The following is a 16,929-nucleotide window of genomic DNA, read 5'->3' as shown; positions in this document are numbered from 1 at the left end:
TGCTCTCGTGCTCTCACAATTGCGAACCGCCCAAAGCTATCGTACTTGGCCATCAAGACGTTAGGCGTCGAGCAACTTGCGCCACGGGGTCTCCTCGCCCCAGTTGATGGCGACGCTTTGACGCCGCATGTAGGACTTCCATGATTCAGAGCCGCTAGCCCGCCCGCCACCGGTTTCCTTTTCGCCTCCAAAGGCGGCGCCGATATCGGCACCGGTGGTGCCCATGTTGACCTTGGCGATACCGCAGTCGCTTCCCTTGGCCGATAGGAACGCTTCGATGTGACGGATGTCGGTGCTCTGGATTCCAGAGGCCAGGCCTTGAGGCACGCCATTGTGCAGCTCAAGCGCCTCCTCGAACGTTTCGTACTCGATGACGTAGAGGATAGGCGCGAAGGTTTCATGCTGGACACAGGGCCAATCATTCTTGGCCAGGATGATCGTCGGTTCGACATAGTAGCCGGGGCCAGACAGGACCTCGCCGCCATACAGCACCTCGCCGCCCAGCGCCTTGGCCTCGGCTACCGCCTTTTCGAACTGCTGGATCGCCGGCTTGTCGATCAATGGACCGATCAAATTGCCAGCGACGAAGGGATCGCCAATCTTGATTTTCGCATAGGCCTTCTTCAGGCGTTCGACGACCTCTGCCGTGCGGCTCTTGTGAACGATCAGTCGACGCGTGCTCGTGCATCGCTGGCCGGTCGTGCCCAACGCACCGAAGGTGATCGCAGCGATCGACAGATCAAGATCGGCGCTTTCGTCCAGGATGCATCCATTGTTGCCCGAACATTCAAGGATGTGGCGGCGCCCCAGATCCTCTGACAGAATCTGGGATACCCGTCGGCCGATCTTGCTCGATCCGGTGAATGAAACCACCTGCACGCGCTTGTCTCGCACAAGTGCTTCGGAAACAGTTTCGTCGGACGGTATGACGAGCGAGAAAATGCCTTCATAGCCGAGCTCGCTCATCGCCTGATTGCACAGGTGCTGGATGGCGATCGCAGGCAGCGCAACCTTCGGGCTGGGCTTCCAGACGATCGTGTTGCCGCAGATAGCGGCAACCAGCGCATTCCAGGACCACGGAGCCGCAGGAAAGTTGTACGCCGTGATGATGCCGACGACGCCCAGCGGCAACCATTGATCATACATGCGGTGCTCGTTGCGCTGCGACTGCATGGTGAAGCCGTAGAGCATGCGGGACTGGCCCACGGCAAATTTTGCCATGTCGACCATTTCACCGATCTCACCCTTGCCCTCGACCAGCGATTTACCGGTTTCCAGCGATAGGAGCCCTCCAAGCGCTTCCTTGTGTTCTTCCAGCAATTCCCCGATACGGCCAATAAGCTCGCCTCGTTTGGGCGCCGGAACCATGCGCCAGCTCTGGAAGGCCCTGGAGGCTACGTCCACTGCCTTTTTCAGATCCTCATGGCTGGCCGGCGCGATCCGGGCGATCGGTTCTTCCGTGGCAGGGTTGATCGATGCAAAGGCGTTGGCTTCATCAACCTTCGACCAGCCATTCGGCCCACTGCAAGCGCCAGCATTCAGCTCGGTAATGCCAAGCGATGCCAGAATACGAGATACGGCGGAAGAAATTTGGACGTTCATGTCGAGCTCTCTTGTTTGAACGGCAGAGGATGCCTGTTGACAATCACATAGCTGATCGAATGGTCGCAAAACTGCCTTCGTTGTAGAGGTGCAGATTGCCATCGAGGCCGAAGCGTACCTTCTTGCTGCCTGTTCGCCTGCGCGACATCAATCCACGCCCTTTATGAGCCTGCCTCAATGCTTTTCAAAACCGTACGCATGAAATATCAGACGAATTTCAATAGTTCAATTCCTATTTTTCGCCTATGATCGTTCCGCGGTCGAAACGCATGGGGACAACCGATAGTGATGCAGAACAGAGAAAAACCGCCAAACTGGCACTTCGATTTCGGCCCCTTGCCAATCATGCCCGGTCGAATGGATCTGACCTGCCCCTGGGTATGGAAAGGCACGACACTGTGCCGGACTTCCTATGAGAGCAGGGCGACACCAGTTTTGTCGGTCTGTGGTCGGGCAGGATTTTCGCTTTGGCCGTGGTCGCAGTGGCTCCGTCGAGAGTTGCCATTAAGTGCTTCTAATTGTCGTTCGCCCGGCGAGCGACTGCAAATGTCCACGGCACTATCGACCACGTAGCAGGTTGTTTGGTTTCCGGTTGGATGAAAGGGATCCTGAAAACAAGAGGGAACGACGATGGTTGATCGCGATGCCTACCCATCTCATAGCGGCTCTGGTCGAGGAAAACTGACAATGCTACGAGACGGCTTCCATCTTCTCATATTTTTTTGATATATTATAGTTGTGCCAAACGTATTTGCGAGAAGCGCACTGACGCAGGATCGAATATCTGATGAAAACACCATCCAGGAAAACAGCTGGTCGCGGCGGCCGCCAGATTACAAAAGCTCCGAAAAATCTGTCGGAACAAGCTTACGAGCAGATCAAGGAGAAGCTGATATCGGCGCAGTACGTCCCCGGGCAATTTCTTCAGGAGACACAGGTCTCAAATGACCTGAGGCTTGGTCGCACACCCGTCCACCAGGCATTGCACCGTCTGCAGCAGGAGGGCCTGGTCGAGATCATTCCACGCAAAGGTGTCCTGGTACGCTCCGATTCGCTGAGCGAGATTTTCCTCGCGCTCGAAGCGCGCGCCCTGGTCGAGCCCTATTGCGCGGCACAATGCGCGGAAAAAATCCAGGAACACGACCTTAAGGCGCTGCAAGACATATATGACAGCTATGAAAGTCTCCGTGACAGCGCCACGAAGACAAGGCTGATGGAATTGGACCGTCAGTTCCACGTGAAGGTCGCGGAGGCGACCGGCAACCGTTTGCTGGCTGATTTTCTCAAAAGCATCCACGAACGCATGTCACGGATATGGTTTCTGCCACTTTGGCAATTCCATGATTTCAAGCTCACGGGCAACGAGCATGGCAATCTGCTGGCGGCAATAGTCGACCGGAACCCGCAAGCCGCGGCGCAGGCAATGTCAACGCATATCGAAAGTCTTCGTCGCCGCATCATGGAGGCCGGCCCGAGCTGACGTTGCCTGGTCAATTCGACGCCTGGCCGGGGTACATCAGAGGAGCGGCGCAGCAGGGCAACGCGAATGATGGCCGCAAAAGCCAGGCCGCCTATCGCTTCGTCAAAGAAATCCAGTTCGCGAATGAAGCCATGAACTGGCGCAAGAAGGCTTCCGATCCCTCATTGATTATCCGTCCCTCATCGTCGATCAGGTCAGTTGCGTTGCCGAGATAGGCCTCAGGCTGCTGCATGGTTGGCACGTCCACGAAAACCAGGCATTGGCGAAGATGATGGTTCACACCGAATCCGCCCATGGCGCCCGTCGAGAAGCTAACGACCGCACCTGGTTTGCCGGCCCACGAATTTTGGCCGTACGGACGCGAACCAACGTCAATTGCATTCTTCAAGGCAGCCGGGATCGAGCGATTGTGTTCGGGCGTGACGAACAGCACGGCGTCCGCCCCAAGCAGTTGCTTGCGCAAGTCGAGCCAAGCCTGCGGAGGGGCATTTTCCAAATCAGCATTGTAAAGCGGCAGCGCGCCGATCTCTACAGTTTCAACGTCAAGTGTTTGGGGCGCAAAATCGGTCAAAGCCTTGCTCAGCCGTCTGGTGATGCCATGCTCGCGCAGGCTTCCAGGGAACAATGCAACTTTGCGTTTTCCGGACATTCTGAATTCCTTTTGAATGTTAGGTCGCTTCGTCGGCTGGACGCGTTCAATTATGATTTCGCCATTCATTCACGCAGACGGTCCGTGGCATACTTTTGCCGCGCTTCAGGCGCCGCCGACCTGATTGGACGCGGCAGGTCGAGGAGATCATCCGGGGACGACCTAGATCGGATAGACAGGGCCACTGCCGGTTTCCAGGGCTTCCAAAGCGTTCCGATAGAAATCCTTCTCCGATACAACCGCAATCGCCCGCCTTCGCCTGGGTCAACCGCGCCCCTAGCTCTCATCGCGTAACACTTCACGCGTCATACTTATGAAATATCAGAGGAATTTCACTAGTTCAATTCGAATTTTCGGTTTATGGTCCGTCACTGGCCGGATAATGCGGATCCGCCTTTGATTCTTCTGGAGGAAAAGGGCCTGGAATGCGGCCCTGCTCCATCGGCTAGCCAATAGATCGCAGCAAAACCTGGAGTGCATGATCATGTTCAATCGCCAGACCATTCGGATTTCTTACGACAACGGCGCTGTCTACCGTGTCGAGTATTTGCCAGGCAGCCGCCTTCGCTGGACCTGCCTGGAGGGCCAGGACAAGGGTCGTTCAGCGGAAGAAAATTACGAGGCGTTAGAGATCGCGCCCGGCTTCTGGTTCGTTCACTGGATGGAGGCAGACGGCATAGCAGTCACCCAGGTCATTCAGCCCGAAGCCGCAGCAATCAACACTACCATCATCATTCCGGCTGCCCTGGCTGGAAAGGAAATGCCTCTCGGTCTCATGCTTTCAGGGAAAATATTGGCGAGCTAGCAATAGCCCAGGGACGTCAGTTATCGACCAAATGGCCACCTGGCGATCGGCAAGTTTTCAAACGAGATCGACGCCTACAGCATTGAGAACCGGGAGGAGATCGCGTTGCGCCTGGTCGACTAAGCCGGCATCACCACGCAGCAGCACAAAGTGATCGAAGTCGTGGAGCCGGTGGTGCGGCCAACGCGTTTCAATCACGAACGCGCGATCCGCATCCCACTCCTGTCTGCTATAGCGATGATCAGCGTCAGGGATGCCGGGGCATGCTTGGTCCCATAGTTCACAAGTTCCCGACTGCCATTTATGCGACTTCAGAGGCACAGACGGTGAACATCGGCCCCAGGTGGTTCTCACGCTTCCCGTTCGCCTTCAGGCGGGTTGTTCAGGAATGACGCGTTCCGAGCCGGTATCTGTCCGTCAGCTTTCGTTCTCCGGCATGATGGCGCAATAAGCCATCTAGCTATCGACCTCATTATCCGAGAAAACAGTGATTGCTGATGCTCGCAAGCAGACATTCCAAAGCGGCACCGACTTGGTTGCGTCGTTCAAGCGTTACTGCACTTTAGCACTAGCGGAATTCGTGCGACGAGAGAGTGTAGTTGACGTGAGCTGCTCTTCGAAGGTCCATTATGATTTTGCCAGCAGAACTGTCCGATCTGATTGCCTATGACGCCCACACGCTGAGGGTTACCAGTCGCGAAAGCAAACGGCTCGAGTTTAAGCAGGCGTTCGTGCGGGCCAACCTTCCAGCGTATGAGCGCACGATGGCGGCGTTCACCAACGCCCAAGGCGGCGTTATCGTCTTCGGTGTGGACAATAATCCCCGCGTCATCATCGGCACCCCGGCGGCGGACATCGCCGACGAGGCGGACATCACCACCCTGCTGCGCCAGGACTTCGCGCCAGAGTTGCCGTTCGAGAGCAAGGTCTATGAGGTCGACGGCAAAACCTTATTCGCTATAGCCGTCGAGCCTACGCTCGACCGGCCAGTGATCTGCACTAAAACACGCAATCGGAGCTACATGGATCCGACTGGCAAGAAGGTTACCGAGCCAGTAATCGTCGAGGCTACCATCTACTACCGCTATACAGCCCGAACCTCGGCCATCGGGTATCCGGAACTCAAGGCGCTACTAGATGCACGCGAGGAGCGGCGCATGACGATGCTGCTGGAGACCATTGAGGCCGTCGAACGGGTCGGCGTCGAGCGGGCTGGCGTTGTCGACATCACTACGTTCGGCGACGCCAACAAGTCCACCAACCTGTACGTGTCGCAGGAGACCGCGCGCTCGATGAACTTCATCGAGGAGGGACGCTTCACGGAGAAGGAGGACGAGGGATCCCCGGCTTACATGGTGGTAGGCAAGGTGTCGCTGGGCGAAGTCGTCCGGGCTCCGCTTGAGGACGCCGACAAGAACCTGCCCTCGGAAGCCGCGGGGGCTTTAGCGGACGTCGTGCACGAGGTGTGCGGCAATGAAGTTACACTGAACCAGAGCGGGGTCCTGCCGCTGCTTAAGGCATTCGACCTGATAGAGCTGCCTTACCATGAGTACGACGCAAAGGTGAAACGGCGCTACATTACTCGTCAAGGAATCGCCGCCCTGCAGGATGCGATCCGCGCCGAGCCACTCAGAGCATTGCAGAGCTTCGCTTCCAAGAAGACGATCGAAGGCTATCTGGTCGCGCATGCGGCTGCAGCCGAATTGCCAGAAGCGTAAGCGGCGCCAGCCGCTGTCGCCGCTCCATGACGGCTTATCGGCGGTTTCCTCGCGGTGGCCGGCTTCGCAGCGCCAAAGAACGGCTCGATGGAACCGCTGCATCGCAGCGGCCACTTACGTGGCACGGCGCAGCCCAGGGCAACGTCTATTCGACTGCCACTTCCATTTCCGCTTCGGCATTCGCACCTCGGCTCCAAGTGGCACTCGACGGATCGTAGACGGCGTCGATGGCCTGAAGGCTCCCGGAGATTGCGGCTCCTTCGCAGGACCGGTCCAACCTGGCTTTCACCCGGTCAACAATCTCACCCAGCGCGAGCGGACGTTCCGCTGCATCCATCACCGCGCTGACCGCTTCGGCAAGGCTCTCCCGCCGGGGCGCGCCCCATTCCTGCAGGAACAAATATCGGCTGGGGCTGACCTTAAGCCGCGGGTCGGTCGTAGCGAGACTGCAAAGGGCGGTTGCGTTGAGGCCACGTGATTTTAGAAAGGGAGATTGCTCGATTTCGGAGCTATGCAAACCGGTGCCGCGCTTGCGCAATATTTCGACCAATGCGTCCAAAAATCGGGGCTGATCCGGACGTTTGATTGAAAGATCGCGGTCGTTAAGCCCCCACACTCCCGGCTCAATCCGCATGATGGGGTCGACAGGCGCAATCTGAAAATGCTCGCCAAGACCGCGCATGGACTCAATGCGTTGCCGGATTTCCTCCGTCCGTAGCGGAGTCCCCGCCTCTTGCAAGGTAGCTATGATGGCCTGACGGAGATCGACACGATAGGCGGCTTGGTCGGAGCTGCTTCCCGACCAAACGAGCCTGCCCAACTGTTCCAGATTGCCAGATCGCTTGAGTGCGATGTCTATAAGATGTTTGTCGAGCGCGGATGCATGCTGGAACCTGCGCTCTATGAGTTCGGCAGCAATTTCGGCGGTGTGCCACTGCCTGCCGGGCGCGCCTTCCACGACCATTTGCTCCGCCTCGTCCGCGACCTGGACCATGACCTCTTTCGAGAGAGGGACGTGGCGATCAAGCCCATATGTCCCGCGGCTAAAAAGGTAACCGATATTGGCGGCGGCGTTGTGAACCCTTCTGATATCGACTTCACGGCCGGAGCGTTCGGCGGCGAGAGTTGCAATTTCCGAGTAGTGAAGCGGGCGTTCCGACGCCGCCAGGACTGCATGCACCAAATTCTCCACGCTTCGCCCGAATGCGACAAGAACGGCGACCCCGTCCCGATCGACAAATTGGGCGTGACGGGATGCGTGATCCCAGAGCAGATCGCGGAACTCCTTGCATCTCCCAGGCAGCATCGCTTGAACAACCGAGCGGCAATGTTCAACCGTCCAGCCGCGATCCGCGCCGTTTTCAAGTAAGCCGCGGGCACCCGAAAGAGCCTCGTTCCACTCCTCCTGGGTCAGAAGGCCAATGTAGTCCGTTCCGTCTATTTCCAGCAGCTTGGCTGGTCCGGTCGAAACGTTCGCCAGAAGGTAGGCTAGCGCCTCACCCTGCTGGCCCATGCCAGCGAACCATCCGTCAACCGCCTCAATCCCCTTAATCGGCAACGGGATTCGCCGGTTTTCCATCAGGCTAGCCAGCTTCTCGGTAAGCAGGTCGTCCCATATTTCTTCGCGAATGAGGCGTTTGGTAACTGCCGCCTCGATCTGGCGGACGCGTTCACGCGTGACGCCGTGCTGGTCGCCGAGATCCTGCAGTGTCGCCGGCCTTTGACCGAGGCCCATTCTTTTGAACATGATGTCCCGAGCCCTCTCCGGGTACTTCGAGAGGGACGCGTCGATACATTCGATAAGCGTGGAATGGACAGCCTCGCTTTCGATCGGATTTTTTTCGATCGGTCCGTCATCAAGGGCGGTTCGAAGACACCGAAGCAGGTCGGCCGCCGATTTCTTGCCGAAATTCTGCGTATCCAGCAGTTCGTTGAGCGAGTGTTTTTCCAGGTCGGACACCGTCCGAATATCGAGTTTTGTGAACACGTTGGCGACGCGAACTGTTACCGGCATTGTCTGGAAATCTTGCTCTGATAGCCATGGCGGGGCCGCCCGAGCAAATGCGCACGGGTCGTTGGGATCGCCCGCAATCATCTCATCGAAGCGATACGCTCCCGCAGCCCGCCTAAGCGTGGTCGGCAATCCCGATTCTGCCGCTACGTAACTGTTCTCATCAAAAATGCCGCATTTTTCGAAATCTGGAGCCGCCTCCGGATGTTGATCCAGAAGGCGCCGTACCCACCCAGCAGGTGGGCGGGCGGGGCTCACAGCTTCCGTCTTTTTCACCTTCGGGATGAGAGCTTCGTCGACCGTGTAACCCCAGCCGCGAACGCCAAGATACACGGGTAGATCGCTGACTCTTCCGATCTCGCCGTCGGAAGCGACAAACCCGACCGGAAGGCCGAACTTGGCGGAAGCAGTGACGAGCATGTGGCCTGGCCATTGCTCTGCGATGGTATCGAACTCGCGCGCCGGAGGCCGGTCGAAACCGAGATGAAGCACGCCAACCATTTCTTCTGGCGACTGTCGGTCCTTCCATGCGCCGAGAAGTTCTTCGAGATCGCGATGCACGCTGATCGACCACTCGGCATCCCGCCGGGTCATCAGGAAAGCGCGCAACCCCGTCGCCATCAGTCGGCGGTGTTTTCAGCTACTTGGTCGAGGAGATTGGCAAAATCGATCCCCCCGCTTTTGGCCTGCGCATGAAGGTCATTGACGCCCCAGTCCGCCAATCTCTCAATGAGCCGGTAAGGCGTGGTATCTTTGAGGTGCTCCGGCATTAGCGTCTCGACCGCACGCCGTAGGGTCTGGTCTGGATCGAGAGAACCCACGTTCAGGAATGTGGATCTCTTGCTGATCTCGGGCGCGATAGCACCCTGCGCCAATGCGAGGGCAACAGCGAAGCGGTATCCGTCCATTTTCTCCGCAAAGATGCCGTTTTCTTTCAACTCGTCGAGTTTGTCGTTTCCTGCCTCCGACAAACCGATATTGACGATCTCCTGCTGGCTCACAGCGTTGTCCTCTCAATCGTCGAGTGCGTGGGCGAGATTTCGACAATTTTGTAGGCCGCGCCGATGCGCGCCTTGATGCTTGAAAGGTCGGTGTCGGGACGAACCTCACCGCTGTGGACCAGAAGGACAAACTGGCTCGTTACCTCGGGCAAGTACGAAAGGATGTTGTCCCGATGCTTTAGATCAAGACGCCCAAAAGGAGTGTCCATTATTACGGGGCCAACGGCGCGGCCGGTGCGATTCAAGCCGTCAATCAGCGACAGGGCGACGACCTGCTCTGCGCCGGCGCTTCTGAGAGGCACCTTATGGCCGTGCGCATCGAGGATGCTAAGGCCATAGTTGGCGTTGATCTCAAGGCCGCGATAGGCTTTCTGCGTTGTCATCTTCAGGAAGGCGTCGCTGGCAAGGTTGCCGACGCGTGTGCGCAGGCGGTCTCTAAGACGCTCGATGCTGGCCGCGAAAGTGCGTTCGAGATCGCTTGCTACGTTGACCTTTATGGTGCTCTTTCGCGATCGTGCCGGTGCAAGTCCTTCAATTGCCTTTTGGCTTATCGCCAGGTCCTGCTTGATTTGATCGATGCTCTTGCGGACGGCGTTGATCTCACCCTGGAGCCGACCTTCTTCCCGAACAGACTCGTCCTTAATGACCCTCTTCCTTGCCAGCTCCGCTGTATCCTGACCCGCTATCTCATCCGATATCGTTTCGATTTCATTTTCCACCCGCTGCAGATTTACGGAAGCCATCCGCAAATCCCGGTCCAGTTCAATCAAGCGTTCGCGGGCGCGAACGCCGCGTATCTTGTTGAGTGAGGCAAGCTGGGCAGCGATTGTTTGCAGCTCATTTCCTGTGTCGACGGCCCGGTTCATTTCCACTTGCAGGCTGCCAAGGGCGGAACCGAGATCGTGACGATGCCCTTCCTCTATTTCCTGTCCGCAAAGGGAGCAGACCCCGCTCGCTAGCAATTTCTGCAATCTCTCAATTTGATCCTCGAGTTTTCCCTGCTGCTTTAGCGCGCGCGTAAGCTCACCCTGCCGCTGGCCCAGGAAACGTCGTTTGACCTCCAGCTTAGCATCCAGGAGATCCTGCCATGCATCACCCAGCAGAGAACGGCGGTCGTCGTCTCGTCTCTTTATCTGCGCTTCCAGGCTGGTCTTCTGGGCCTTCAGACCATCCAGCTTCGACTTCTGGGCCAGAAGCACGGCAGCGGCATCGAGTTCGTCTTCGAGCTTAAGGCGCTCGTCGCGCGTGTCGTCCAATTTCCGCTGCAAGGCCGCCAGGTCGCGATCATGGGAGTCCTGCCTCGCCGTAAGCTCCTTTTGTCGGTCGGCCTGCTTTTCCAGCCCCTGGATGTGCTGGAGCTCTGCGGTTTGTTTCTTGGTCGCGCTCTTCAGGATTGCTCCAAGCTCGTCGCGCCCCCTGATGAGAGCGGGAACGCCGAGCACCTCTTCGATGGCGTCCTTGATTTGCCGTCCCTGCTCGCTTCCCTCGATGAGAAGGCTTTCGTATTCCTGCAGCAATTCACCGTCGAACAGGAAAAACCGCGAAATTTGCTCCGGCGCGATCTGATCGATCTCGGATGCGATTTGGTCGCCGCTAACGACAATGTTATCGCGCGTCAGATAGACGGAAACCTGAAAATCCTCCGATCGGCTGGGAACGGCGACATGACTGCGGCGGTCTGCTGTCCGTCTCAGATTGTATCTGTATCCGTTGGCCTCATACTCAACAAAGACTTGAACCTTCCAGTCGCCAGCCAGCGCAGCTTCTCTGTTCGCAATATCGTGGAGTCCGATGGGCCGCGAGTGTCGTCCCACGGCCTTCCCGTAGAAAGCCCAACGCAGCGCATTCAACAGGCTTGTTTTGCCGCGCATGTTGTCGCCAAAGACAATCATGACATTGCGCTGGTCATCAGTTGGGAAGTCGACCGTCACTGGGCCTTTGTAGGGCATAAAGTTCTGAATGGTGATACGATGGAGTTTCATGGCTGCTCTTGCGCCTCACCGCTCAGTTTTTTGACCTGCTCGTCAATCAGCCTCTCCATATTCGAGGCCGAGACGGTGCGATCGGCGCTGAACTGGAAGCGCTTCTGAACGAGATAGCACTGCCTTAAGAGGGATTCGTCGAGACCCGGCGACACTTCCGTGTGGACTGCCAGTAGCGTCTCTAGCGTCATGTCTTCGTCAGCCATCAGTCGTCACTTTCCATTCCGTCATCAATCAGGGTGTCAGGATCGATCCCCATCTCAATGGCTATTGCCCGAAGCTCGGCTCCAGCCGCCCGATTGATTGCGTGTTTTGAAAATTCTATCGACCGCACCAGTTCGGCGCGCAACAGGCTCATTTGCTCTGGCTCGTCCTCCGGATCTACCGGCACAACGATTGCATCATGAATAACGGCGATCTCCTTTCCCGGCGACCGCCGCAGAACGCGCCCGCGCCTTTGGATAAATTGCCGGGGGTTCTGGGATGAAGCGAGGATCAAGGCATGCGAAATGGCCGGGATATCAACCCCTTCATCCAGGCACCTGATTGACACAAGTATTCCCCCGTATGCCCGGAACCACGACATCGTGGCGTCGCGGTCACCCGCCATCGCCGAATGATACTCCACAGCGTCAATTCCTGCATCTTTTAGCTTACTGAGAACTTCAGTCAGCTGATCAGCATCCTCGCAATATACGAGCCAGCTCTGCCCGTTCTCAAAATGAGAGTTGAGTATTGCAGCCGCAAGCTTGACTTTACCGGCAGCCTTCTTGGCGATCCGCGCTCGTCGGATCAGAAGCATTTTCGCCCGCTCGCTGATCGCCTTCTTGCCGCCCTCGTCGGGACGCTGGCGGGCTATTTCGAGGCTGATAGCACGCGTCAGCTCTTTCCACTCGTCAGCCTCCTCCGCAGTCAGATTGAGACAGTGGGGAAAATATTCATAGGGGACAAGCCGCCCGGCATCGATCGCGTCGTTGAGCGTAATGGGCGGGGGCACAACAGTCCCGAAGTAGCGAAACATTTTCGCAGTGCCGTTGGGATCACCGTACCGCGTGGGTGTTGCACTGAGTCCCAGCCGAAGCCCCGCTTCTATTCCAAAGACCTGCGAATTTTGCGGACTGCCTGTCTGGTGAACTTCGTCAGCGACAACGAGAAGATGATCCCCGGTGACGATCCTGTCTCTGAATTCCGTCGCTGAGGCCGTTTGCATCGTGGCAAGAATGATGCGGCCGCCAAGCGCCGGATCGGGATCGCTCATGCTCTGGAGCCTTCGCGGCATCCGCCATTTGTCGTTGCCAGCCCCGGCAAGCAGAAGGGCCGCCGCGGGAATTTCCTCGCGAAGTTCCTTCGCCCATTGCTCTAGCAGCAAACGGCTGGGAACGAGCACAAGTGTGGGAAGCCCCTTTTCCGCTTGGCGCGAGATCGCGATAATGGCGGTAAACGTCTTTCCGCTGCCGGTGGCGTGCTCGAAAATGCCGCGCCCGCCCTGCGCGTCCCAGGCCGCAATTGCGCGGTTCTGGTGCGGCATTGGCGAACGTCTTTCCTTCGGCTTGTGTAGGGCGATGTCGGTCACGTCATCCAGCCTTGCGAACGCCGTCTTCTTGAGACGGTCGATGGCATTCAAAGGGAAGGGAAAGACTTCAATATCTGCGTCGTTCTCTGACCACAGGGCGTCGAAATGCGCATCATGCTTGCTGACCCTTTCCTGCTCCAGCCCGCCGCGCCAGCTGCAAAAAACCTCTATTGATTCGAAGTTGCCTGAGGGATCCCATGCGCTCCAGGTTTCATTTGCGGAACCCTTGAACGAAACGCGATTGCCGATACCGTCGGCGAAGATGCCTATCTTTTCATGGTACAGCCCCTTTCGATCCGCTCTCACGGCCAGCTTTATCTCCAGGCCGCCTACCGCGACAAGAGTGGCAAGAATTCGCGTGTGATAGGCCGTCCTGTCTTCCGAGAGCATTTGGTCGATCTGCTCGATCAGTCTTTCTGCGATGATCTGGCTTCTTCTGGCATATCCAAGAGCAATGGAGTCGATATCTTCGGCATCCAGTTCAGGCGAGCAAATCAATTTCATCAGCCCGCCGCGCCGGGCAAACTCGATGACGCTCGGCCCGGTGACTAGAAATACGGACGACCGAAAATAGCCGGCGGCGCGCTTGCAGATGATCGCATGCTGAAGGCAGGGGCGATAGAATGCCTGCGCTGGCGCCTCTTTGATGGAGCGATATTCCGTCTTGAGTTTCAGGACGGATAGATCGCCTAAAAATTGCCCCTGCGTCTCGGGCGATTCGCTGGCGGCGCCCAACAATTCCTCCATCGGCTTGCAACGACTTATTCTGATACGACCTCGTCCGCAAATTCATCGAAGCGTCCGCGCGAGCCCCTGACATACTCTGCGGAAGCCTCCACACCGATCCAGCTTCGCCCCAGTTCTTGGGCAGCGGCGCCCGTTGTGTTCGATCCGGCGAAGGGATCAAACACCAGATCGCCAGGTGTGCTGAGGAATTTAATGAAGAAGGCGGACAGCATGGCTTGCATGCGCGCGGGATGAGCAGGAAGCGAGAGCCGCTTGCAGTAGTCCCTATAATTTGCGTCCCACTTCGTACCCGAGAATTTGAGCAGGGATTCTGGAATTGCGCCCTCGTCGTCCAATTCCAGGACGTTGGCGGCAATCGCTCCACCATGATTTTTGAGGAAGCCCGTTTCCGAGATGACATGGCCGGAGGGCCGAACCCCGGCGTTGTACTTTTGCTTCTTCAGCAACTTCTTCATGTCATTGCTGTAGGGCGTTAAGACCTCGCGGTTGTCGGCTTTCGGAGTCTTTGATTTCGACATCCACCAGACGTGAGTGAACGAATCCTTCAAGCGAATGCGCTTGATATTGACCCAGGCCGCGGGGCTCGGCAGGCGCGCGGGATTATGACAGATGATGTGCTGGCATAAATGCAGCTTGGCCGCGCGTTTGAATTCCAGAAGCGCTTCCAGTGGCAGCGTCGACATCACGGGAGCGCCTTCTTCCCATGCGTTGCCAATCTCAATGACAATCGAGCCGTCTTCGGTAAGCAGGTCTGACAACGGGACGGCCAACGACCTTAGCCAGTTCAGATAAGCCTCGCCGGTTTCGTTGCCGTATCGCTTCTTGCGAACTAGGGGAAACGGCGGGGACGTGACAATGAGGTTGACCTTGCCCTTAAGATTCGTCAGAGCCTCACTTGCCAGCGCATCTTCGATACGACCATGAAGCATGCGGCCGGATGCCGTGTGATACGCTTCTATGATAGAAGCAGGATGGAGCGGCGCTGGCGAAGTCATCGCAGTAGCCTTGTCGGATTCCGGCGGTGATTTGTCCGCCTCCATGGCGAATTCGCTCGGCGGGGTGGTACCTCGTTGGGCAGCCTGAGACGTTTCATCTGGACTGTGGCTATTGGCATCACGCTCGGCGCGCGCCGACCGCCTTTCGGCGCGCGCACGTATTCTCGCGGAAGGACGGATATTTCCGCCGCCGAATCGAGAAAAACTCACCGCTTCCCCTCGTTACTTGACTGGTGCTTAGAAAGGGTGCTTCGCACAGCCCGTCAAGCTTTGATTTCTATTGATCCAGTTTTCTTGCCAGCTTGATGACGTCGGCAAACACCGCCCAAACGGCGATAATGAGACGCAAACAGCCGTTCGAGCCATGGAAGAAATCGCAGAGCCTCTGAACGAACGGCAGCTTTGACATATGATCGCCAGCTGATGCTACATTCGCTTTGATGAGCGAAACTAACCTTCTGGCAATTCCCGCTGACGCCGCGACGCTCTTGCTGCGAAACGGTGGCGTCCATCTTTGCCTGCTGCTTCGCTCAGGTGAGTTCGTAAATTTTTGCAATGAACGCGGTCTCAAGATCGATGCGACGCGGCTATTGCGATTTGAGCGGCTTGGAATTTTCACACCACTGTTTCGCGTCTACCGATCCAAAACAACAACGCAATTTCGGCTGCCGCTTACGACAACCCATTGGTTCAAAAAGGGCTACGCTGTTGACACAACACTTGGTCAGCCGCACGCCATACCCGAGCAAAATGGTGACGAAAGCGAGGCCTACTACTCGCAGTTCCAGATCGCATCGCTCATTTGGGCGATTACCCAATTCACAGCCTCAATCAATCTCGAGAGCTTTCTTGAAAGCGACGCACTGGACAATAGGGCATGGCTACGTCGCGGCGAAGAGCTCAGGGCGATTGTAGCGATGCATGGGAGCCTGCCGGGTAAGGTCGAACGATTTCGACCGGCAATCGATCTGCTGTGCCAATTTATCTCGGATCGATACTATCCGCATGTCCGCAGCAATCAGCGCACACGAACTGTCGCCCAAGGTGGATTTGCCTGGGATGCCTGGACGGTTGTCAATGGGAGAGACTGGAAATGGGAAGAGTACGCCCGCGCGTGGGATCCAAGACAAGCTGAGCAAGCATTTGAGCTTACACCAAGCAAGTTGAGACACGCATACGAGGCCCTCTCCAATCAACAGACGTGGGACGACCCACTTCAGCGTTGGTATCAGCTGCTGCAGTTCGTTTCACCTCGTGAGCGAGACCGCTTAAAGGGCAAAGCCCTCGCTGCAGAGACGATGCGTGGTGGCGCACTCATGCTGCGCTTTTTATACCGTGAGCTATATGGCAAGGAACTACCCCATCCCAACGAAGTCAGTGTGACAATAATCACCAACATGCCGGAGTTGACAGCTCGCGCTGATGCTCGCCGGCATATGGAGTTGGTCGTCAATCGCTTCGACCTGAACCCTTCCCCAAAGCTGACGCTGTTTGTTGAAGGCGCCAGCGAAGAGGCCGCCGTCAGGGCAATTTTCGAACGCTATTTCGGTGCGCCCGTCGGTACACATCAGATCGAGATCATCAATCTCGGTGGTGTCGACAACGCAACAGGCGGCAAGAGGGAAGACCGCTTCCGCGCGATCCTAAGGTTGGTGGACTACTTGCATCACCATCAAACCTTCACGTTTTTAATTCTCGACAATGAAAACAACGCGCGAAAATTGAAGGCCGCTGCCAAAGGCTTTGCGTCAATGCTCCACACCAACCGCTACGCCACGCGGCCTGAATACATCAAGGTCTGGCGGACGTCGTTCGAGTTCGACAATTTTTCAGCGGCAGAGATTGCGCAAGCGATGACGGCGCAGGCGCATGGCGGCGTCCGCTTCACATCGCGCGACGTCGCGGCATGCAAAAAGGCACAGAATCCAGGTGCGCAACTGTCAGCTCTCTACGCAGCACGAACTAATGCCGGCCTCAACAAGATTGAGCTTGCTTTGGCGCTGGTCGAAGTACTCTTCGACCCGTCCAGCCGCAAGGCCCTCGCCAACCGACCATTGATCAAAACGTTGGTCCGCGTCGTCCGGCTTGCCGCCATGAATCCTTTTCCAACCATGGAGGAAAGCTGGGAGCACAATCAGGTCTCGAACTATCTTGGCAAGACACGGACACGAGCCAAACCGAAGCCTGATCGCACGCGCCCTCGGAGAACGAGCGTTGTGACCGCGCGCAAAAAATGAGCTGGTTCGCCACAAACCAATACCACCGCACTCGCGACGCCAAAAAGCCAAGCTGGGACTGAGCTTTTACAACCGCATGCCTCAACGCTATGGCAAGCCGGTAATAGCCCGTGTTTGGCTTATTGAATC

The 16,929-nt window shown here is 57.1% G+C and carries 12 protein-coding genes; 4 read left to right on the top strand and 8 right to left on the bottom strand.

Annotated features, from left to right (window positions below; genetic code table 11):
* Window positions 1-60 precede the first annotated feature (60 nt).
* On the bottom strand, window positions 61-1,704 hold the full coding sequence (locus AC1DX6_RS25300; protein WP_477318385.1) for an aldehyde dehydrogenase family protein: 1,644 nt from the start codon (window positions 1,702-1,704) through the stop codon (window positions 61-63).
* A gap of 685 nt (window positions 1,705-2,389) precedes the next feature.
* Here AC1DX6_RS25300 and AC1DX6_RS25295 point away from each other — a divergent pair.
* Entirely contained in the window at window positions 2,390-3,082 is a 693-nt protein-coding gene (locus tag AC1DX6_RS25295) for a GntR family transcriptional regulator (protein ID WP_477318383.1), read from the top strand.
* Between the two features lie 91 nt (window positions 3,083-3,173).
* Here AC1DX6_RS25295 and AC1DX6_RS25290 read toward each other — a convergent pair whose 3' ends face one another.
* The gene (locus AC1DX6_RS25290; protein WP_477318381.1) at window positions 3,174-3,731 is read right to left on the bottom strand and encodes an NADPH-dependent FMN reductase; all 558 of its coding nucleotides are present in this window, start codon (window positions 3,729-3,731) and stop codon (window positions 3,174-3,176) included.
* A 484-nt stretch (window positions 3,732-4,215) separates the two neighbouring features.
* On the opposite strand from AC1DX6_RS25290, the gene AC1DX6_RS25285 reads away from it, so the two are divergent.
* A complete protein-coding gene (locus AC1DX6_RS25285; RefSeq protein ID WP_477318379.1) occupies window positions 4,216-4,536 on the top strand; it encodes a MoaF-related domain-containing protein in 321 nt (106 codons plus the stop codon).
* Window positions 4,537-5,165: 629 nt separating this feature from the next.
* Window positions 5,166-6,254 (top strand): AlbA family DNA-binding domain-containing protein, encoded by a 1,089-nt coding sequence (locus AC1DX6_RS25280; RefSeq protein WP_477318377.1) that lies wholly within the window; start codon window positions 5,166-5,168, stop codon window positions 6,252-6,254.
* Window positions 6,255-6,399: 145 nt separating this feature from the next.
* Here AC1DX6_RS25280 and AC1DX6_RS25275 read toward each other — a convergent pair whose 3' ends face one another.
* From AC1DX6_RS25275 to AC1DX6_RS25250, 6 genes are read right to left on the bottom strand one after another with little or no spacing between them, the layout of a single operon-like run.
* Window positions 6,400-8,874 (bottom strand): DNA-directed RNA polymerase subunit alpha C-terminal domain-containing protein, encoded by a 2,475-nt coding sequence (locus tag AC1DX6_RS25275; protein WP_477318375.1) that lies wholly within the window; start codon window positions 8,872-8,874, stop codon window positions 6,400-6,402.
* An 11-nt stretch (window positions 8,875-8,885) separates the two neighbouring features.
* Window positions 8,886-9,266, bottom strand: a complete 381-nt coding sequence (locus AC1DX6_RS25270) for a hypothetical protein (protein ID WP_477318373.1) — start codon at window positions 9,264-9,266, stop codon at window positions 8,886-8,888.
* Window positions 9,263-11,248, bottom strand: a complete 1,986-nt coding sequence (locus tag AC1DX6_RS25265; protein WP_477318371.1) for an AAA family ATPase — start codon at window positions 11,246-11,248, stop codon at window positions 9,263-9,265. The genes AC1DX6_RS25270 and AC1DX6_RS25265 overlap by 4 nt, the downstream gene beginning before the upstream one ends.
* Window positions 11,245-11,454: a hypothetical protein gene (locus AC1DX6_RS25260; protein WP_477318369.1), complete on the bottom strand. Its 210-nt coding sequence runs from the start codon at window positions 11,452-11,454 to the stop codon at window positions 11,245-11,247. The genes AC1DX6_RS25265 and AC1DX6_RS25260 overlap by 4 nt, the downstream gene beginning before the upstream one ends.
* Window positions 11,454-13,556: a DEAD/DEAH box helicase family protein gene (locus AC1DX6_RS25255; RefSeq protein WP_477318367.1), complete on the bottom strand. Its 2,103-nt coding sequence runs from the start codon at window positions 13,554-13,556 to the stop codon at window positions 11,454-11,456. Before AC1DX6_RS25255 ends, AC1DX6_RS25260 begins: the two co-directional genes overlap by 1 nt.
* Before the next feature lie 26 nt (window positions 13,557-13,582).
* Complete coding sequence (locus AC1DX6_RS25250; RefSeq protein ID WP_477318365.1) at window positions 13,583-14,773, bottom strand: DNA-methyltransferase; 1,191 nt, start codon at window positions 14,771-14,773, stop codon at window positions 13,583-13,585.
* 230 nt (window positions 14,774-15,003) lie between these two features.
* Between AC1DX6_RS25250 and AC1DX6_RS25245 the strand changes: the two genes are divergently transcribed.
* Entirely contained in the window at window positions 15,004-16,800 is a 1,797-nt protein-coding gene (locus AC1DX6_RS25245) for a TOPRIM nucleotidyl transferase/hydrolase domain-containing protein (protein ID WP_477318363.1), read from the top strand.
* The last annotated feature ends 129 nt before the right edge of the window (window positions 16,801-16,929 follow it).

It is taken from the genome of Mesorhizobium sp. P2_C4, from assembly GCF_056404575.1.
This window is presented reverse-complemented; position numbering and strand designations above follow the sequence as displayed.